This window comes from Frankia umida, from assembly GCF_023242945.1.
Taxonomy (GTDB): Bacteria; Actinomycetota; Actinomycetes; order Frankiales; family Frankiaceae; genus Frankia; species Frankia umida.
On sequence record NZ_JALKFT010000009.1, the window covers coordinates 31,496 to 51,266 of the forward strand.

Genomic DNA, 19,771 nt, shown 5'->3' on the forward strand with positions numbered 1-19,771 from the left:
GGCGTACCTCACATCCGGCCTTGGAGTCGAAGATCCGTTCCTCCGTCGTCAGTCCCCCCGCGCCAGTCACCGGACCACCCGCCCGCGTGTCCACCCCGCCGCGGGACGCACGCACATCCCGGTGGCCACTGCTCGGGATCGCCATCGGCTTCTCGGCGCTCTACCTTCTGCAGGCGCCCGGCACACTGACCGCGGACACCAAGCTCGACGTCCCGCTGGACCCGTGGGGCTTCATGGGTCGGGCGACCCACCTGTGGAACTCGCTGGCCGAGTTCGGCTACCTGCCGAACCAGTACGTCGGGTACCTGTTCCCGATGGGACCCTTCTTCGGGCTCGGCCACCTCCTCGGTGTGCCCCCGTGGATCTCCCAGCGGCTGTGGATGACCCTGCTGCTGACCGTCTCGACCTGGGGGGTCGTGCGGCTGGCGGACGCGCTGCGCCTCGGGATACCGGTGACCAGGATCATCGCCGGGCTCGCCTACACGCTGTCACCGATGTTCCTGGGCAAGATCGGGGCCACGTCGGTGGCGCTGGCCGGCGCGGCGATGCTGCCGTGGATCACGCTGCCACTGATCCTCGCCCTGCGCCCCGACGGCGCGCTCGGCGCCGACACCGGCACCGCCGCTGCCCGTCCCGCCGGTGCCGGCGACGGGGACGGGACGGCTGGGACCGACCGTCGGCTGACGCCGCGGCGGGCGGCCGCGGCGTCGGGACTGGCCGTGCTGTGTACCGGTGGCACCAACGCCACCGTCACGTTGTGTGTGCTGCTCTGCCCCGGGGTGGTGCTGCTGTTCGCCGGTGGTTCCCGGCGCGCCTGGGCGCTGCGGGCCTGGTGGGTCCTGTCGCTCGTGCTCGCCACCGCCTGGTGGGTGCTGGCGCTGGCGGTGCAGGGCCGCTACGGCCTGAACTTCCTGCCCTACACCGAGACGGCGGCGACGACGACCGCGACCACCTCGGTCGCCGAGGCGCTGCGTGGCGCCACCGACTGGCTGGCCTACCTGCAGCTGCCCCGGCCGTGGCTGCCCGCCGCGACCGAGTACATCTCCCGGCCGGTGCCGATCCTCGGGTCCGCCGCGGTCGCCGCGATCGGCCTGTGGGGCCTTGCCCGGCCGGACCTGCCCGCCCGCCGCCTCCTGCTGGTCACGCTCGCCGTGGGCACGGTGTCGGTGTCGGCCGCCTACCCCGGCGACCCGGGTGGGCCGCTGGCCGGACCGCTGCGCGACCTGCTCGGTGACCAGCTCGGCTTCCTGCGCAACGTCTACAAGTTCCAGCCGGTGGTGCGCCTGCCGATCGCCCTCGGCGTCGCCCACGCCCTGACCGTCCTGCCCCGTGGGTCGGCCCGGTACCGCCGGCTGTTCGCCGCGCGAGGATGGCCGCGGGCGGGGTACCACGGGGTGGCCAGCGTGACGGCGGTGCTCACGGCGGCCGCGCTGGTCTGTGGCATCACCCCGGCGCTGTCCGGACGGGCGCTGCAACCCCGCCCGTTCACCCAGGTGCCGGACTACTGGGTGCAGGCCGCGGACTGGCTCGCCGACAACCCGGACGGCGGACACACGCTCGTCCTGCCCGCCTCGCCGTTCGCGGAGTACTCGTGGGGACGGCCGCTGGACGAGCCGTTGCAGTGGCTCGCGAAGAGCCCCTGGGGGGTCCGCAGCCTCATCCCGCTCGGCGGGGTGGGCATCACCCGACTGATGGACGGCATCGAACAGGAACTCGCCACCGGCTCCGCCCCAGGCCTGAGCCGTGCGCTCGCCCGGGCGGGCATCGGCCAGATCCTGTTGCGCAACGACCTGGAGCAGAAGGACTGGGACGTGCCGCCGTCCACCGACGAGCTGCACCGGGCACTGGAGTCGTCCGGGCTGACCCGGTCGGCGTCGTTCGGGCCGCAGGTGCGCGCGCGAGCCTCGGCGAAGGAACGGCTCGTCCCGCAGCTGCGGGATCCGAGCACGACCGTGCCGGCGCTGGAGGTGTGGACGGTGCCGGGCGGAACGTCACTGGTGGGGTCCTACCCGGCCGACAGCGCCGTCGTCGTCTCCGGTGGCCCGGAGGCCACGGTGCAGCTCGCCGCCCAGGGCCTGCTCAGCCCGGACCGTGCCGCCGTGCTCGCCGGTGACCTCGCCGCCCCCGCCAACACCACCGCGCCGTCCACCAGCCCGGCGGCGATCAAGGTCGCGCCGGACGAGGTGATCGGCCCGCGAACGGCCTGGTTCGACACCGACACCCTGACCCGTCGGGACAGCATCTACGGCATCGTGCACGACGCGAGCTCCTACCTGCTCGGCCCGACGGGCAACGCCGTCGGCCGCTCCGGCCAGCCCAGCCAGTGGGCCGAGGACGACGTGGCCGGCCACCAGACCGTCGCCGGCTACGCCGACGGCAGATCGGTCACCGCCTCCTCCTACGGCTATGACCTGCTCGCCGCCCCGGACCTGGCGCCACCGGCCGCGGTCGACGGCTACCCCGCGACGGCCTGGACCGTGCTGCGCACCGACCGGTCCGGCACCCAGGGCCAGTGGATCCAGCTCGACGTCGGACGACGGATGTCGGTGCCCTACATCGACATCCAGCTGCAGTCGGAGGGTGCCTGGCGGCCGCGGGTGCGGGCGATGCGGGTGACCACCGAGACGGGTTCGGTTGTGACCGAGGTGTCCCCGGCGGAGGCCACGCAGCGTCTGGCCGTCCCCCCGGGGGAGAGCCGCTGGTACCGGCTGACCTTCGACCGGGTCGACCCCGAAGGCCCGGACACCCTCGGTGGCGGCCTGCGGGAGATCAGCATCCCCGGTGTCACCTTCACGCACTACGCGCAGCTGCCCGACGATGTCAGCGGCCTGTTCGGCGGTGCCGACCGCGGTCACATCGCCTATTCGATGGTCCGTGAGCGGGTGGACCCGGCGCAGCCGTTCGGCGGCTCCGAGGAACTGGTGCTCTCGCGCCGCTTCGAGGTCCCCACCCGGATGGACGTCGTCGTCGCCGGCAGCGCCAGCTTCCTGCCGCCACCGCGGGGCACCCCGGCGGGGGACGACAGCCCGCTGCTCATCGACTGCGGCAGCGGCCCGAGCCTGGTCGTCGACGGCCAGCGCTACCCGCTGCGGATCACCGGACGCAACAGTGACGTGACCGCCGTCCGACCCGTGCAGGTGTCGCTGTGCACCGACGGCAGCCGCCTGACCCTCACCCCCGGCTCCCACCTGGTGACCGTCGACCAGGGCGCCACCTCCATCCTGGTCGACTCGCTGAGCATCGTCGGGCCCGGCCGGGAACCCGCCCTCGCCGCCGCGCGGACCACCACCGTCGGCGCGTGGAACGCCGAACACCGCACCGTCACGATCGGCGCCGGCAGCCGGGCGTTCCTGTCCGTGCGGGAGAACGCGAACGCCTCCTGGACGGCGAAGCTCAACGGCGCCACCCTCGTCCCCCTGCGGTTGGACGGCTGGCAGCAGGGTTGGATCGTGCCGGCCGGCGCGGGCGGCACGATCGTCATCGAGAACGCCGCGGGCGAGGAGTACCGGCGCAATCTCCTCATCGGGCTGGTGGGCATCCTCGTCCTGGTGGTCCTCGCCGTGGTGCCGCGGTGGCCCGGCCGGCGCCGGGGTCGTCCCGACCGGCGCGACACCCCGCTGATGCCCTGGCTGGCCCGGATTCCCGGTGTGCCCCCGGGGTCGGATGCGGTGTCGGGCCCCACCCGGCCCCGGTTGCCGGCGCGGTTGGCCTGGGTCGGACTCGCGACGCTCGCGGTCGTGCTGGTGGCCGGTCCGGTCGCGCTGGCCGTGCCCGTGCTGGTGGTGATCGCACGGCGCTGGCCGACGGTGCCGGCCTGGATCGCCGGCGCCACGATGGCCGGTGCCGGGATCGCCGTCGCCGTCGCCCCGAACAGCACACCCGGCTCCGGCCAGGGTGCCTTCGGCGCCGCCACCCAGGTTCTCGGCGCGCTCGCGCTCGCCGCCGTCCTCGCCACACTGGCGTCCTGGTGCTGGAACCGTCCGCTCGCCGGTCCGGATGGACCTGGGCCGGATGGACCTGGATCGGATGGGCCCGGGCGAGAGGGACCCGGGCTGGATGAGCCTGGGGTGGATGTGCCCGGGGCGGCTCAGGTCGGGCCGTCGCCGTCTGTCGCGCCGTCCGTGTGATCGGTGCCGGCCCGCTCGGTGCTGGTCGAGTCGGTGCTGGTCGAGTCGGTGCCGGTCGGGTCGGTGTTCGGTGGCCGGACGTCCAGGCCGTTGCGGGGCGGGTGGCCAAGGCAGCGGGCGGCGCGTCCGGCGGCTCGGGCGTTGCGCCACCGGCGCGGCAGGTGGAGCTGGTCGAGCAGCGACGGACCCGTGAACTCACGGTCGAAGTCGGCGGCCAGCAGCGTCCAGTCCTCGGTGTAGCGCGGACCGTCCACGTCCGTCGACAGATGAAAGCCCATCATCCGCAGCTCACGCTGGCTGGCCGGGCGGGCAGACCACCCGGCCAGCAGGGGCGCCGCGGCGGGCACGGCCGAGGCGGTGGTGGCGAACTCGGCCGCCGGGTCGAGGCCCACCTGGCCGGCGGCGTGCCACAGCGGAGCGAAGGCCGCGGCGTCGTCGCGGCGGGCGGTACCGCGCAGGGCGGCCAGGGCCATGGCGCACACCCCGAGGCGCAGCAGCTCCGGATCGGTGCGCCGGAGCGCGCACGACGCCATCCGCACGGCGAACGTCCGCAGTGTCTCCGCCTCCACGTCCGGGCGGATCAGCTCGAGCAGTTGGCCGAGGCCGCCGGTGCGCCCAGCCTTGCGCAGCAGGGCGACGATGGCGATGTCACGCTCGTCCGGGATCGGGCGGGTCGCGTACCGCCGGGTTCGGCCGCCGGTCAGGCAGACCAGGTCCGCGAGTTCGAGGCGCTGCGATCCGGGCGTCCCGTTGTCGGACATACCGCTCCTTCGCCGCCGCACCAGCTCCGTCCGGACCCAGGCGCATCCGTCAACCCTGTGACCATCCTCTCATTTCTGCCGAATAATAACCAGGCTTGTACGCTGCGTGATCAGCGGGGGATGGCCAGGTGTGGGTGCGGGGTAGGCCGCGGGTGATGGTGGCCGCCGTCGCCGTCGCGGGGTCTGCCTGCGGCGACGTGACGGGGGCGGGTGGGGCCCGTGCGCTCCGATCAAGGCCGGCCACCGGCGATTGTGGGTCACCTCGGCGCAGGCGGCGGGCGCCGCCTCGTAGCCGGTGGTGGTGAACCGATGCGGGAATCGTGGCGGGGCGGCGACCCGATCGCCTGATCGGGCTTACCGGCGGTGCGGCCGGGACCTTCCCGCTGGTTAGGCTTGAAAGCTGCGACTGCATGGCGATCAGTGCGCCGTGCCGGGTGTGCGAGCTACGGGAGAGAGGCCGGCCGACAAGGATGGGATGGGCGCACGAGAGCGGAGCCGCCACTTCGCCGATTCCGGATCGAGTCCTGACTCCCGGCGAGCAGATTCTCGCCGCCTCCGATCGGGCGAGCGCACCCCTGACCTGTGGGCTGCTCGTCCAGACCGACGGCCAGCTTGATCCCCGCCGGTTGCGCGCCGCGGTCTGGACGGTCATGCGCCGCCATCCGATGACGCGCGCGGTGCTCTACGGTTCCCGCCAGCACGCCTGGCGCTTCGTCGCCGAGCCGACCAGCGACCCGTTCGGCTTCGTCGACGACGGCACCGAGGCCTGGCGGGTGCACGAGGTGCTCGCCTCGGCACCGTTCGACCTGCGCCGCTTCCCGCCGCTGCGGGTCGTCCTCGTCCGCCAGCCCGGTGGTGATCAGCTCAGCGTGGTCGCCCATCACCTGGCCCTCGACGGGCTGCGCCTGACCAGGCTCGCCACCGAGATCCTCGCCGTGTACCGCCAGTCACCGGGGGAGTGGGGGCTTCCGGGTGCCTTCGGCGCGGCCGATGGTGACGGCGAGCTACGGGGGATGCCGGCCGGCGTGGGGCCGGTGGTGCGGACCGCGCCGTCGCCGTGGGCCACGATGGCGCGGCGCTCGGGGCGCTACGTCGTTCCCCTGACCGCCGGGCGCGGTGAGGGCTACGGCTTTCACCCCATGGTGCTGGCGCTGCCCACCGGCGACCGCACCCTGGCCGACGGGCGCCGCATGACCATCAACGACCTTCTGCTCGCGGCGGCGCATCTGGCCATCGGCCGGTGGAACACCCGCCGCGGCGGGCAGACCGGCTGCCTGCGGATTCGGATGCCCATCGACCTGGCCCCCGCCCCCGCCCCGGCCACCACCGCGACCATGACCGCGGCCACCGAGATGCAGGGTAACCACACCGGTCAGGCGCTCATCATCAGCGAGGCGGCCGACCGGCGTGACCCGGCGCGGCTCGCCGCCCGGGTCGTCGACCAGACCGTCGAGGCCAAGGGCGCGATCCCGCCGCCGGTGCCGGGCGTGTCCGGGGCGCTCGGTGTCGCGATGGCCCGCTACGTTCCCGGCCCGTGGCGCAGCGGCCTGCTGCGCATCGGGGTCGCCGCCGCGCGGCCGCTGCTGGCACCTACCGCCGCCGTCAGCAACCTGGGTCGTCATGACGACGTGGCCGGTCCGGTCGGCGGCTCCGGCGAACGCGGTCGGTACCTCGTCGCCGTCGGCGACGCGGGGCGGGCGGCGCTGCCCGGTCCCGCGGTGACCGCCGCCTACTTCACCGGGACCGCGGGCATGCCCCAGGGGCTGTTCCTCGGCGTGATGAGCGTCGGGGGCGCCCTCAACGTCACGGTCTGCTATCACCGGCAGATGTTCGGACCGGAATCCGTACCGGCGTTCGCCGAACTGTTCCGGGCCGCCTACCTCGAGTTGGGCGACCCGACGGGGAGCGCGGCGGCGGCGCCCGCAGGGGTGTGCCCGCCCCCCCCGTCGCCGTCGAGGTCGGGCCGCTCCCGCGGCGGCGCGGCAAACGGCGCCTCCGTCCGCCGGTTGCCGCGAACAACACCGCGCGGCGCCGTTCCGACCCCCTGACACCGGCCGGCGCCCGACCGTCGAGACGGCTCGGCGGTCGGCCAGCACGGCCCAGGGGTCGGCCAGTGGTGCTCAGGGGTCGGCCAGTGGTGCTCAGTGGTCGGCGAGCAGAACGTCCAGGTCGACGCGCAGCAGCCACTGGTCCAGCTTGAACGGCGGGTAGGGCCAGGTCAGGCCGTCGAGAACCATCTGGTTCACCGGCAGCCACAGGATGCGCCGGGACGCGTCGACCGCGCCGCGGCGGACCCCGACATACCGGGTCGACGGTCCGCGTAGGCGGGACAGCCCCACGTCGATGGGACGGTCGGTCCGGAAGGTCATCTGGTTGCCCCGTCCGGAGGGGCGGATCACCTGCACCAGGCCGTCGAGGCCAGCCAGCAGGATCGCCCCGCTGGTCGGATCGAGGGTCACGCTGCGCACCAGGCCACCCTGATCGGTGCCGACCACCAGATAGTCGGGTGGGTTGGCGATGCCCCAGCTGTCCACCGGCCAGTTCCCGGTCGCCGGGCTGCGGGTCACCAGGCCCCGTTCGCGCCCGAGCTTCGGGTAGACAGCCAGGGTCTCGGCGGTCAGACCGTCGCGCCTGGTCCGGGCGATGTAGAGGGTGCCGTCGCCGTCGAAGACCGCCGACTCCATCCGCGAGCCGTCCTGTGCGGCCCGCACCGCGGTGCTACGCGGGGAGATCGTCCCCTGGGACTCGTTGTAGGAGAACTCCTGGATGGGGAACGGCTGCGTGCTGTAGTCAAGCCCGCGGGCGTCGCTGATCAGGACGAACCGCTCGTCGTCCGGTTCGCTGGTCGGGTCGACGCTGATCTCGCGCGGATTGACCACGACCTCGATGCCCAGCGGTCGCACCTGCGGGTACTGCCAGAAGGCGCGGACCCGACCGGTGGGGTCGATGACCAGCAGGGAGCCGTTGTCCGTGCCGCCGGCGCCGGTGCCCAGGTACTGGGCGATGACCAGATGGCCGCTGCGCGGCAGGCGGGCGATCGACGCCGGCCCACGCGGGGAGCGCGGCTCCAGCGCGGACAAGGTCGGGAAGGCCTTGGCGGCGATGTTGGGCTGGGCGGACGCTGCCAGCTCCGCCGCGGTGTGCGAGGCGGTCGGGTCGTAGACCCAGCGCCCGGAGTCGCGGTCCTTGCGTAGCGAGCCGATGCTCGGCAGTTCCCCGCCGGCGCGGACATCCCAGCCGTAGAACGGCATCAGCGAGGTGAACATGACCCGCTGCTCGTCGTCGTTTCCGGGCACGACGAGAACATCGGACGTGTCACCGCCGCCGACACCGCGATAGCCCGGATCGAAACGGGGCAGTGAGGTGCGGCCCCGACTGGAGGGAATGACCAGGCGGGTGAAACGCTGCGCCTCGGGCTCGAAGATCTCGAGTTCCATGTCGGTGCCGGTGAGCTTCGACTGGTCGTCGGTGAACGGTGTTGTGGAGATGAACACCGTGCCGTCCTCGGCGACGGCCGACATGAAAGCGGCCTGCCCGGGGCCGAAACCCCAACCGGGAATGTCGACGGTGCGCACCGCCGAGCCGGGTGAGCCGAGGTCGTTGAAGCTGTCCGGTGCGCCGTAGATGGTCAGCAGGTCCCGCGGCACCTCGCTCACCGCGCCGGCCGGTTCCGACGGCCCCGCCGTCACCCCGCCGACCGGTGCCGACGGCCGGGTGGCGGGCAGGCCGCCGCGCACCGCGCCGTCCGAGGACAGCAGCCGCCCGGCCAGCAGGCCACCCGCTGCCGCCGCGCCGAGCCCCAGACCGGTGCCCAGCAGCCGCCGGCGGGTCACCGGACCCTGGGTACGCCGACCCGACTGACCGGCGTACCCAGGACCACGACCGGTGTCGCTGTCGGCGGTGCCGCCGGCATCACTGCCGGGCTCGGAGCCGGATGACGACTCGTGCTCCTGGCGGCCGGGCTCACCGCTGTCGGTGCCCGAGCGAATCCTGACTGGCATGTGCGGCGGCCTCCGCCTCTCGACGCTGGTGGGGGCTTCCACACCGATGGAAAGGGAGCCCATCGAGTAGAACGACGGTACCGGACCGACCCATCCGGCATATCGGGCGTAGGGCAAAGGCCCACGCCCATTCGGGGCAGCCGAAACGGGTTGACCGGTGTCTTTTACCCTGGCCCGCAATCGGTCGGTCCTTCAGACCGCCGCCGGAAATCCGCCGTCCGTTGCCTGCCGGCGAACATCGGCGGCCTGCCGGGCTGCGGCCTCCTGGCGATCGGTGTGATGCAGCTGCACGACGAGCAGGCCGACGGCCACCGCGGTGACGAGTTCGGTGACCAGTGCCGCGACCGCCGTCGGCATCGCACCGCCGCCGGCGGAGACCAGCGCGCCGGCGGTGGCCACCGTGGCCACCGCGAGCACGGCCACCACCCGGCGCACGCCCGCCCCGAGCAGATAGGTGGTGAACATCAGGGTGACGGCCAGCAGTGTCATCGACAGCGCCAACACCCACAGCGCGCCGGACGCGTCGGTCAGATGGGCGCCGAACACCAGCCCGATCAGCCAGTGCGCGCCGACCAGACCGATGGCGGCCAGCAGCAGCCCGGGTGTGACCACGAAGACGAGCGCGATCGCGAGGGTCCCGCCGGCCGGACGACCTTCCTTGCGCCGCCGTGCCGCCTCGGGCAGCAGGAAGTTGGCCACCGCGAGCCCGATGAACACCGGAACCTTGCAGGCCGTCGAGATCGCCGCGTAGCCACCGACACCGGCCGACCCCAGCCAGCCGACGATCACCACGTCCATGTTCTGCAGCAGCGCCAGCGGGACGAGAGCGCCCAGCGCCACTGTCGTGTCCGCGATGACGCTCTGGCGGGCGCTGGGCCGCGGCGCCGGGATCGGCACCGGGATCGGTCCGGTGGCCGGCGGCAGCCCATCCTCGAGGAGCAGCGGCACCGCGACCTCGGCCGGCTGCCCCTGGCCCGCCGACGCCGACACCCGTCCTGACTCCTGCGCGACCGACAGCTCCCGCGCCACCGACAGCTCCCGCGCAGCTGTCAGCTCCCGTGCCGCGGCCAGGGACGCATCCGCCGGCGGGTCCTGGCCCGCGACGGTGGATGCGGAGAGCCGGGGCAGCCGGGGCGTGCGGTTGACCGCCCAGCGGCCATGCTCGGACCCGACCAGCACGCCGATGACGATGCCCAGGCCCGCGCCGTTGACGCCCATCCCGGCGACCACGAACAGGATCACCAGGCCGATCCGGACGAACCCCTCGACCACGAAGTTCACCGCGAGCCGCTGGTAGGCCCCGCGCGCCTGGATGAGGCCCCGCTCGACGCACAGCAGCGTCCACAGCGCCGCGCCGATCGTCGCCTCGGCGATCGCCACCGGATGGGGGTAGGACATCAGCGCCGCCACCGGCCGGGACAGCACGAGCGCCGCGAGCGTCGCGACGGCGATGCCAAGACCACACGCACCGCGCAGCCGACGGATCCAGTACCACTGCTCGCGCCGTGACTCACCGGTACCGGACGTCTCGTGGTGCACGACCCCGATGAGCAACGCGTTCCCGGCGACGGACAAGATCAGAAATATGCTGACCTGCACCGATACGGCGCCGTAGGCGTCCGAATCCAGGGAGCGCGCCACGATCAGGTTCATCAGCAGGTTGCAGCCGTTGACGAGCATTCCGGCCACCGCCAGCGACGCCGGACCAGCGAGCAGGCCGGTCACGGCCGCTCGCGAGGGCTTCGCCATCGGTCTCCCATCAGGCGCAGGACATGGATTTCTCCGGCATCGGTAGGTTGCAGGCGAACATGCTAAGCCCTGCCCCTTCGCCCGAGAGGAACGCCACTGGTGATGGGAAGCCCGCACGCGCCGCGTTCCGGCGCATCCGACCCGAGCCGGTACCTGCCCACTCTCGCTGGGCGGCACGTGGTGTTCCTCAACTGGCGCGACCGCGCGCACCCCCAGGCCGGCGGCGCCGAGCTGTTCTGCGAGTCCGTCGCCGAACGGTTCGCGGCCGCCGGCGTACGGGTGACCCTGCTGACCTCACGGGTGAGCCCGGACGGTGCACCCCCGGCGGCCGCGGCGCAGGTCGTGGCCGGCGTCGACGTACGTCGCGGTGGTGGCACCTTCGGGGTGTATCCGTCGGTGCTGGCCCGGTTGGCGAGTATCAGCCGCGCCGGGCACCGGGTCGACGCGGTGGTCGACTGCCAGAACGGAATCCCGTTCTTCAGTCCGCTGGTCCTCAGCGGGCAGACGCCGGTGGTGCAGGTACTGCACCACGTCCACCAGAAACAGTTCCCGTTGTACTTCCCGGGTCCGGTGGCCCGGATCGGGCAGTTGCTCGAGGCACCCGGGAGCCGGCTGGTCTACCGCCGTCGGCCGTCGGTCGTCGTCTCGCCGTCCACCCGGGAGGAGGCCCGTGCTGTCCTGGGACTGCCCGGCCCCCGCTACCTGGTCCCCAACGGGGTCACCGCGGCCACGGTGCCGAGCTCGCCGCAGGAGGTGGGCCCCGCGGTCACGCCGACGATCGTCTGCGTCGGGCGGCTGGTCCCACACAAGCGCCTGCATCTGCTGCTGGACGCGCTGCCGGCGCTGCTGGAGGCCCATCCCGGCCTGGTGGTGCACATCGTCGGTGACGGACCTGACCGTGAGCGCCTGACGGCACACGCGGTCAGCCTCGGCCTGAGCGCCCCTGCCGTGGCGGCGGGCGACCCGGGCGGCCCGTCCGGTCCGACCGCGGCGCAGGTGGTGCACTGGCATGGCCAGGTCGCGGCGCCGGTGCGGGATCGGCTGCTGGCCTCGGCCTGGCTGACGGTCAACCCCTCGCACGGGGAGGGCTGGGGTCTGTCGGTGCTGGAGGCCGCGGCGCTGGGGGTGCCCGCGGTGGCCTTCCGGGTGCCCGGGCTGCGCGATGCCGTCCGCGATGGCACGACCGGCTGGCTGGTGCGCGACGGCGAGCCGCTGGGCCCCGCGATCGACGCCGGCCTGCGGTTGCTCGCCGAGCCGGCCGCCGCGGCGGATCTGCGCGCCGCGGCGCGGGCCTGGGCCGCCGGTTTCACCTGGGACGCCAGCGCCGAGCTGCTCGCCCGGGTGGTCAGCGCCGAGATCGACCGGCTCACCGGCCCCGCCGTCGACGCCCGGTCGCGGGCCCGGGAACGACGCCGGATCGACGACGATCTCACCCGCGCCACGTTCACCCTGCCCGTGCACGCCGGCCTGCCGGCCCTGCGCCGTACGGACCTGGTCTACCGTCCGGATCCGGCCGGTGAGCAGGTCGTCGCCGTCCTCTACGGGGCCGACGCACGGCAGGCGCGGACCGCCCTCGAACGGGTGGGCGTCACCACGGCACCCGGCTCGGGTGGACTGCGCCTTCGTCCTGGCACCGGTACCGACCTGCTGCTCGCCGCGGGCCAGGCCACGGCGAACCCGGTCTCGCCAGCAAGCCCCGCCCCGCCAGCCACGGCGGCCACAGCAGCCGCGGCCACGGGCGGCGCGGAGGGCGTCTTCGCCCCGGGCGATCAGCCGGCGGCGGCTCGTAGTGCAAGGGCGTGAAGGTAGGGGTCGAAGCGGGTCGGACGGAAGCCGAGGTGCTGGTAGAACGCCGCCCCGGCGGCGTGCGGGGTGTGGGCCAGCAACACGGGCAGGCCGACCATCCGGTGCACGGTGAGGGAACGCATCACGGCGTCGCGCACGAGGCGGGCGCCGACACCGCGACCGGCGTACCGCAGGTCCACCGCGAGCCGGCCGACGAACATCGCCGGCACCGGCTCGGTCGGGCGCCGGGAGCGGCGGCGCGACCCGGGGACGCGTTCGACGGCGGCGGTCGCCAGGCAGTAGTAGCCGGCGATCCGCCCGCCCGCATCGCCCGACGCCTCGCCACCTGGCAGCGGATGGCCCGCTTCCTCGGTGCCCGCTTCCTCGGTGCCCGCGTCGTCGGCTCCGGGCCGCTGCGCCCGCGGTCCGTCGAGAACCGATCCCGCGCCGGTGAGGTCCGGGTCGCTCGGTCGCTCGCCACCGGGGGTGTCGGAGTCGCCTCGACCCGCCAGTGGACGATCGATGATCACGAAGGTGTTCGTGGTGCGGTCATGCTGATGATCGAGCGCGTGGTGGCGTAGCCAGACGTCCAGCGGATCATCCCCGCAGGTGAAGGTGTTGCGGTCCATGCCCTCGAGCAGGGCGGTCGGCTTGGCCAACGGCACGGAGACGGTCCTTCCGGGCGGGGTGGTTATTCGGCGCCCGGTTCGTCGTCGAGCAGGCGACGCAGCCGGGTGGCGTCGCTGGGCGGTGACTCCAGCAGGGCCTCGAACGCGCTCCAGTCCGTGTCGGGGACACGGAACAGGCGCCGGTCGGCGAGGACCTCACGGGCGTAGCGCTTCATCGCCTCGACGGCGAAGCTCTCCAGCGACAGACCTTCGCCCTCCGCGGCGTCGCGGATGGTGCGGGCCTCGTCCGTGGGTAGCACCACGGTCAGTCTGTCATCCCTGGTGGCACTCATCTTCGTAGTCTGCTCCCCGCGCGTACGTACCGGCCCGCCGGGTGTGGTGTGCCGCCCGGAGGTGCGCCGGTGCTTCGATGTACCCGGCGCCGGCCAGAACCCGAGGGCACCGAACCGGGTGTCCCGGGTGCCCCACGCCGTCACCATCGTCCATCCTGACAGAAGGGTCCGCCGACCGTGCCACCTTCGCCCGTGCCGACCGTCGCTCTTGCCCGCGGTGCCCGGATGCCCCGACTGGGCCTGGGAACCTGGCCGTTGGACGACCGTGCCGTGCAGGGTGTGGTCGAACAGGCGGTGGGGCTTGGCTACCGGCTGTTCGACACCGCGCACAACTACGGCAACGAGCGTGGGGTCGGTGCCGGGCTGCGCGCCGCCGGGGTGCCCCGCGAGGAGCTGTTCGTCACGACCAAGTTCAACAAGCGGTCGCACAGCGTACGCGGGGTGCGCCGGGCCGCGGCGGACAGCCTGCGTCGCCTCGACCTGGACTACCTCGACCTGCTGCTCGTCCACTGGCCGAACCCGTGGCGGGACCGGTACGTCGAGGCATGGCGGGGCCTGCTCGAGCTCCAGCGGTCGGGGCTGGTCCGGGCGATCGGTGTGTCGAACTTCAAACCGGCGCATCTGGACCGGCTGCTCGCCGAGACCGGCGTCGCCCCGGAGGTCAACCAGATCCAGCTCGACCCCCGGCTGGGACGGGCCGCCGCCCGGGAGTACCACGCCGCGCACGGCATCGTCACCGAGTCGTGGAGTCCGCTGGGTGCCGGCACCGGTCTGCTCGACGAACCGGTGATCGCCCGGATCGCCGCCGAACGCGGGCGGACCCCGGCCCAGGTCGTGCTGCGCTGGCATCTGGATTCCGGCTGTGTGGTCGTCCCGAAGTCGGCGAGCGAGCGTCGGCTGGCCGAGAACATCGCCGTGTTCGACTTCTCGTTGACGTCGGCCGAGATCGCCGCGATCTCGGCGCTCGATCGTGGCCCGGCCGGTGAGGCCGCCGCCCTCGACTCCGACACCTTCGGTCACTGATCAGGAGGTGATCAGGAAGTGATCAGGAGGTCACGTCACGGCGGCGAAAGTACACCAGGGCGATGACGATCATGGCGGCGGCGTAGAGGCAGCCGCGCAGCAGGGCGTCCGCGTACGGCGTGGCGAACGCGGCGCCGCCGGTGGCGATCTCCTGCATGAGCTGCATCGGCAGCCACGCACGGGCCGGATGGTAGATCCGCGACACCAGCATCTCCACCGGGAGCGCGTAGGCGATGCCCACCGCGATGGCACTGGCCGGGCCGCGCAGCACGATCGCGGCCAGGGCGCCGACGGCGGCGTAGCCAAGCGACCCGATGTACAGGTTCACGAACCCGGTGCCGAGGGCGGCCAGACCGGCCCAGCTGTGCCAGGCGGCGCTCGAGACCCCCTTGACCGGCGCCAGCGGAAAGGCCAGCGCCGCGGAGACCAGCGTCGCCACGGCCACCACCAGTCCGACGAACACGGCGAGCGCCAGCAGCTTGCCGGCGAGCAGCCGGGCCCGGTGCGGCTGCGCGACCAGCTGGTTGCGCAGCATCCCGTGACCGTGGTCGCCCGCGAGCGCCGCGGCGACCACCGACAGCGCGACCACACCGAGCAGGATGCTCACCGCCTGCGCGCCCTGGACCATGCCACCGGGCTCGGCCAGCCAGGCGGCGGTCACCGGGTCGCCGTCGAAGTCGGTGTGCCCGACGGAGAGAAAGGTCAGCACGGTGCCCAGCATCGCGCAGGCGAACACGGCTCCGAGCGTGCCCAGCAGGAAACGCCGGCGTAGCAGCGGCACCCATTCGGCCCGAAAGGCGTTGATCATGTGGCGCCCCCACGGCTGTGCGCCGGGTCGAGCCCGACGCCGGCCGACGGCACGCTGCCGTCCGGCAGGTGCCCGAGCGACCCGGTGCGGACCAGGTCGCCGTCGATCTCACCGGTGACGCGCAGGAACGTCTCCTCCAGGTTGGGGCGCTGGGTGCGCAGTGAGCGCAGCGCGATGCCCGCGCCCATCGCCATCCGGTTGAGGTCGGCGGCCAGGCCCTCCGGCCCGTGCACGGTGACGACCGGCTGGTGGGTGCTGGGGCCGGCCGCGTCCGGCATGTCCAGGCGCAGGTCGAGCTCGACCGGCAGGCCGACGTTGTTGATCATTCCGGCCAGTCGGCGGGCGTCGTCACCATGCTCGGGGACGAGGTGGATGCGCGGATCCTCGGCGGCCAGCAGGTCCGTGACATGCCCCTGGAAGAGCATCCGACCATTGTTGATCATGACAAGGTGGTCGCAGATCTGCTCGACCTCGGTGAGCAGATGGCTCGAGACGAACACGGTCATCCCGGTCGCGGCGAGCTGCCCGAGCAACGTGCGGATCTCCCGGATACCGGCCGGGTCCAGTCCGTTGGTCGGTTCGTCCAGGATGAGCAGGGACGGCCTGGGCAGGAGCGCGGCGGCGATCCCGAGGCGCTGCTTCATCCCGAGGGAGTAGGTGCTGAACCGGTCGTCCCCCCGCGCCGCCAGGCCGACCTGGTCGAGGACCTGGGTGACCCGGCGTCGACGCCCGGCGGAGCCGCCGCCACCGTGGGCGCCGAGGCCGCGCAGGGTGGCGAGCTGGTCGAGGTTGCGCCGGCCGGACAGGCCCGGGTGGAACGTCGGACCCTCGATCATCGCGCCGACGCGGTGCAGGTACCGGTCGGGCCGGCTGATCGGCTGGCCGAGCACGTACCCACGGCCCGCGGACGGACGGATGAGCCCCAGCAGCATCCGCAGCGTGGTGGACTTGCCGGCGCCGTTGGGCCCGACGAAGCCGGACAGCGCGCCGCGGGGGACCTGAAGGTCCAGCCGGTCGACCGCGCGGCGGGTGCCGTGGTCGCGGGTCAGGCCGCGCGTCCAGATCGCCGCCTCGGAGCGGGCGCTGGTGGCCGCCCGGCGCGAGCCGAGCGTGGGCCGGTGCCCGGCCGTGGGGCGGGTCGGCCCGGCCCGGGAATGCGTCGGGCCGACGGGTGAAGCGGACGTCATCGTTGCGTGCTCCCAGGCTCGAGTGTCGCCCCACCCGGATCGCCGCGGTGCGCGGTTCGACGGGCGGGACAGCCACGGTCTGGCCGCGAGACGGGCACGGCGGCGGCCGGGCCTGCGGTCGGCGATGACGACAGGGACGGCGACCGGCGCGGCAGCGCATGTCGCGGAGATTCGACGCCTACCTACCCGTGCCGGGTGGTGCGTCCAGCCAGGTCAACGAGCGGCCGGTAGTCCGGGTTCCGCGCGGTCCGAAGTTGTCGGGGTCGGATTACGCGGCGCCCATGCGAAACGCCTCATCCTCACGCCTTTGCCCCCCTTCGCGGTCCTTCTCCTTCGCGTCGCCTGTGACATGCGGGGCCGCCATGGGCGAAGGGAGCGCCGAAATGGATTTTTTCGGGCTTCTCGTTCTGTTTCCACTACATCTGGGTCGTCCATGGTGAAGGGCGCGCGAACCGCGGCTGACGTGGTGGCGCGTCGCCGTACCGGCCGGGGGTGGCGGCCGTCACCGGTGGGGGTCCCGGTGACCCCGGGGGAGGGCCCCCGTCCTGGTCGGATGGCCGTGCGTGGGAGGGTCGGTCGAGCCGTGGCCGGTGGGCGAAGTGTGCCTGATCGGTCGGATCGTGGCCCCGCCAGGCCGCGGCCACGGCGGGTGGACGACAATCCTGGCGTGAGCGAGACCGCTGGCCTGCGCCGTGGCCTCCGGGTGCTGACGTTGGTCGCCAGCGTCGCCATTGTGGTGATGCTTGTGCTTGCCGTGATCTCTGGGTGGGGGTCGAGGCAGGCCGCGACCGACCGCAGTCGCCATCTGGACCCGGCCGCCACCACCACCGCGCTGTTGCTCGCCGGCTACGTCGACCAGGAAAGCGCGTTGCGTGGCTATATCGTCACGCGCGACCGTGGCTTCCTGGCGCCGTTCACGACCTCCAACCGGTCCGTCCCCAGGCTCACCGCGACCCTGGAGGAGCTGCTCGTCGACTTCCCGGAGCTGCGCGCGCAGCTCGCCGAGGTCCGCACCGCCTACGACCTGTGGCGACGCGAGGTGGTGCGGCCCGAGCTCGCGGCGATGGCCCGTGGGGACGTCGCCGCCGCCACCGGCATCGTGCGCGAGAGCGCCCGGCGTGACTTCGACTCCCTGCGCACCGGCGTGGCCCGCCTGGGCGCCGGGATCGACCGCGAGCAGAACGAGGCGTCCGAGCAGCTGGAGACGGCCGCTGTCCTGCTGCTCAGCTCGCTGGCCAGCGCCGTGTTGATCATCCTGATCGTGTTGGCGACGGTGCTGACCGCGTCCCGGCGCTGGCTGCTGCGGCCGATCGGAGCCCTGCAACGAGCGGTGAACGCGGTGGCCGCCGGGCGCTACGACACCCGCATCCCGTCGGTGGGTCCCGCGGAGATCGTGGCGCTGGCCGCGGACGTCGAGACGATGCGCGCCCAGCTCGTCCGTCTGGTCCGCCAGAACCAGCGGTCCTTCGAGGCACTGGCACAGCAGGGACCCGCCGTCATCGCCCTGCGGGACGCGCTCACCCCCTCGCTGCTGCGGGCCCGTGACGTCATCCTGCACGGACGGGTGGAGCCGGCGCAGGGCGAGCTGGCCGGGGACTGGTACGACGCCCTCGACCTACCCGACGGCCGGGTCGCGGTGGTGGTCGGCGACGTCTCCGGGCACGGCGCCGCCGCCGGCGTCTTCGCCCTGCGGCTCAAACAGCTCCTGGACGCGGCGCTGACGAACGGGGGCTCACCCGCCGCCGTCCTCGAATGGGTGGTGGACAACCTCGGTGACACCGACGAGATGTTCGCTACCGCGATCATTCTCCTGATCGACCCGCGGACCGGTGAACTGCAGTACGTCAACGCCGGCCACCCCGACACCTTGTTGCTGCGCCGTCCCGTGACCCTGACCACGGCCCGCACCACCACCTCACCCTCGGCGGCCCTGGCCGCCACGGCGCCCCACGCGGCGCTGGCGGCCCTGGTGGCTCCGGTGGCTCCGGTGGCCCCGGACACCGCCGAGTCCTCGAGCGCTCCGGCGGTCGGCGCGACGGCGTCCAGCGGTGCGGTTGCGGACGCGGTGGCCTCGGACACGGTGGCTTCGGGCGCCGTGGCGGGAGGCGCCGCGAGCTCGGCTGTGGTGACGGCAGGCGCGCCGCGTCCGAAGGTTTCCCTCACCCGGGCCACCTCCGCCGGGGCGCCGAGGCGAGCCGCGCACCTGGCCCGATCCGCGGCGCCCAGGGACCGCGGACCAGCGCAGATCATCCGGCTGCCACCGACCGGGCCGCTGCTGTCGAGCCTGCTCGCCGCCCCCGACGCCTGGCAGAGCGGGACGCTCCAGCTGGAGCCCGGCGACGTACTGATCGCCTACACCGACGGCCTGGTCGAGGCCCGCGACGGCGCCGGCCGCCAGTTCGGGGTGCACCGACTGATCGCCGAGATCCTGCGCGATCCCACCCGTGACCCGGTGGGGCTGCTCGACGGCGCCTTCGACGCGGTCCGACGGCACGCCTCGGGGCAGCGCGACGACGACCGGACCGCCATCATCCTGGCCTGGTCCAACCAGCATGACCAGGAGGTCGACAGTGGGTCGTGATGATGACGACGAGCGTGGCCGGGGTGATTTCGGGGTACATCAACAACTATGAACGACGAGTCCGGTACGGACCGGCCCCAGACCGCCCCGCGGTCCGCTCGTATCCCTCGACTGCCCTTCAGTCCGCTGCGGCTGATCGCTGTCGCGCTGCTCGCCGTCCTCGTCGCTGGCCTCATCGCCGTGGTGGTCGGCTGGCGACCCAGCCTCAACCCGTTCAAGGAACGCACGATCGACCGCAGCTCCCCGGCGGTGCTGCGCTCCCTGGAGGATCTCAGCGAATACCACGCGGCCGGAGCCCACTTCGAGGTCGTCGTCGACCTCGAGGAGGACACCAGGTGGATCCCGTCGGCGCTCAAGGGTGAGCGCACCCTGTTCGTCGGGGTGGGCACGGTCGACTCGATGGTCGACTTCAGCCACCTCGGCAGCGGCGACGTGGTCGTCTCACCGGACCGGCGCTCGGTCACGATCAACCTGCCGAACCCGACGCTGTCGTCGGCGCAGCTCGATCTGAACCGCAGCTACGTCGTCGCCCGCCAGCGCGGCGTGCTGGACCGGGTGGGTGGCCTGGTCGGCGGGATCAGCAGTGACAAGGGGCTCTACCAGGAGGCATCCACGAAGATGACCGACGCGGCCAAGCAGGACGGTCAGGTCATCGAACTCGGCAAGAAGAACACGACCGCGATGCTGCGCGGTCTGCTCGGCGCGCTGGGCTTCACCGACGTCAAGGTGAACTACACCGCCGACAAGCGGTGACCCCGCGGCCCCTCGGGGCCAGTGGGTACCGCCCG

The 19,771-nt window shown here is 73.1% G+C and carries 13 protein-coding genes; 6 read left to right on the forward strand and 7 right to left on the reverse strand.

Annotated features, from left to right (window positions below; all coding sequences use genetic code 11):
* Positions 1 to 86: 86 nt before the first annotated feature.
* On the forward strand, positions 87 to 4,127 hold the full coding sequence (locus tag MXD59_RS11190; RefSeq protein WP_248824621.1) for an alpha-(1->3)-arabinofuranosyltransferase domain-containing protein: 4,041 nt from the start codon (positions 87 to 89) through the stop codon (positions 4,125 to 4,127).
* On the opposite strand, the gene MXD59_RS11195 is transcribed toward MXD59_RS11190, so the two are convergent.
* Entirely contained in the window at positions 4,088 to 4,888 is an 801-nt protein-coding gene (locus tag MXD59_RS11195) for a hypothetical protein (protein WP_248824622.1), read from the reverse strand. The genes MXD59_RS11190 and MXD59_RS11195 overlap by 40 nt on opposite strands.
* 470 nt (positions 4,889 to 5,358) lie before the next feature.
* Here MXD59_RS11195 and MXD59_RS11200 point away from each other — a divergent pair, with 470 nt between their 5' ends.
* Positions 5,359 to 6,936 carry a condensation domain-containing protein gene (locus MXD59_RS11200; RefSeq protein WP_248824623.1) on the forward strand — a complete coding sequence of 526 codons (1,578 nt, stop codon included), beginning with the start codon at positions 5,359 to 5,361 and terminating at the stop codon, positions 6,934 to 6,936.
* Positions 6,937 to 7,029: 93 nt separating this feature from the next.
* Here MXD59_RS11200 and MXD59_RS11205 read toward each other — a convergent pair whose 3' ends face one another.
* Both MXD59_RS11205 and MXD59_RS11210 read right to left on the reverse strand, forming a co-directional pair.
* Positions 7,030 to 8,889, reverse strand: a complete 1,860-nt coding sequence (locus MXD59_RS11205; protein ID WP_248824624.1) for a hypothetical protein — start codon at positions 8,887 to 8,889, stop codon at positions 7,030 to 7,032.
* A 192-nt stretch (positions 8,890 to 9,081) separates the two neighbouring features.
* Complete coding sequence (locus tag MXD59_RS11210) at positions 9,082 to 10,638, reverse strand: MATE family efflux transporter (protein WP_248824625.1); 1,557 nt, start codon at positions 10,636 to 10,638, stop codon at positions 9,082 to 9,084.
* A 102-nt stretch (positions 10,639 to 10,740) separates the two neighbouring features.
* Between MXD59_RS11210 and MXD59_RS11215 the strand changes: the two genes are divergently transcribed.
* Positions 10,741 to 12,441: a glycosyltransferase family 4 protein gene (locus MXD59_RS11215; protein ID WP_248824626.1), complete on the forward strand. Its 1,701-nt coding sequence runs from the start codon at positions 10,741 to 10,743 to the stop codon at positions 12,439 to 12,441.
* Here the strand turns inward: MXD59_RS11215 and MXD59_RS26935 are convergent.
* Both MXD59_RS26935 and MXD59_RS11225 read right to left on the reverse strand, forming a co-directional pair.
* Positions 12,408 to 13,088 carry a GNAT family N-acetyltransferase gene (locus MXD59_RS26935; RefSeq protein WP_308301692.1) on the reverse strand — a complete coding sequence of 227 codons (681 nt, stop codon included), beginning with the start codon at positions 13,086 to 13,088 and terminating at the stop codon, positions 12,408 to 12,410. The two genes, MXD59_RS11215 and MXD59_RS26935, sit on opposite strands and share 34 nt — an antisense overlap.
* A 26-nt stretch (positions 13,089 to 13,114) precedes the next feature.
* Entirely contained in the window at positions 13,115 to 13,531 is a 417-nt protein-coding gene (locus MXD59_RS11225) for a type II toxin-antitoxin system TacA family antitoxin (protein ID WP_248824627.1), read from the reverse strand.
* A gap of 30 nt (positions 13,532 to 13,561) precedes the next feature.
* On the opposite strand from MXD59_RS11225, the gene MXD59_RS11230 reads away from it, so the two are divergent.
* Positions 13,562 to 14,407, forward strand: coding sequence for an aldo/keto reductase (locus MXD59_RS11230; protein WP_248824628.1), 846 nt, complete (start codon positions 13,562 to 13,564; stop codon positions 14,405 to 14,407).
* A gap of 22 nt (positions 14,408 to 14,429) precedes the next feature.
* On the opposite strand, the gene MXD59_RS11235 is transcribed toward MXD59_RS11230, so the two are convergent.
* The gene (locus MXD59_RS11235; RefSeq protein ID WP_248824629.1) at positions 14,430 to 15,215 is read right to left on the reverse strand and encodes a DUF2705 family protein; all 786 of its coding nucleotides are present in this window, start codon (positions 15,213 to 15,215) and stop codon (positions 14,430 to 14,432) included.
* The gene (locus MXD59_RS11240; protein WP_248810739.1) at positions 15,212 to 16,402 is read right to left on the reverse strand and encodes an ABC transporter ATP-binding protein; all 1,191 of its coding nucleotides are present in this window, start codon (positions 16,400 to 16,402) and stop codon (positions 15,212 to 15,214) included. The genes MXD59_RS11235 and MXD59_RS11240 overlap by 4 nt, the downstream gene beginning before the upstream one ends.
* A gap of 667 nt (positions 16,403 to 17,069) precedes the next feature.
* Between MXD59_RS11240 and MXD59_RS26385 the strand changes: the two genes are divergently transcribed.
* Positions 17,070 to 18,983 carry a PP2C family protein-serine/threonine phosphatase gene (locus tag MXD59_RS26385; protein ID WP_308301693.1) on the forward strand — a complete coding sequence of 638 codons (1,914 nt, stop codon included), beginning with the start codon at positions 17,070 to 17,072 and terminating at the stop codon, positions 18,981 to 18,983.
* 48 nt (positions 18,984 to 19,031) lie between these two features.
* A complete protein-coding gene (locus MXD59_RS11255) occupies positions 19,032 to 19,736 on the forward strand; it encodes a DUF4230 domain-containing protein (RefSeq protein ID WP_248824630.1) in 705 nt (234 codons plus the stop codon).
* Positions 19,737 to 19,771: the final 35 nt, after the last annotated feature.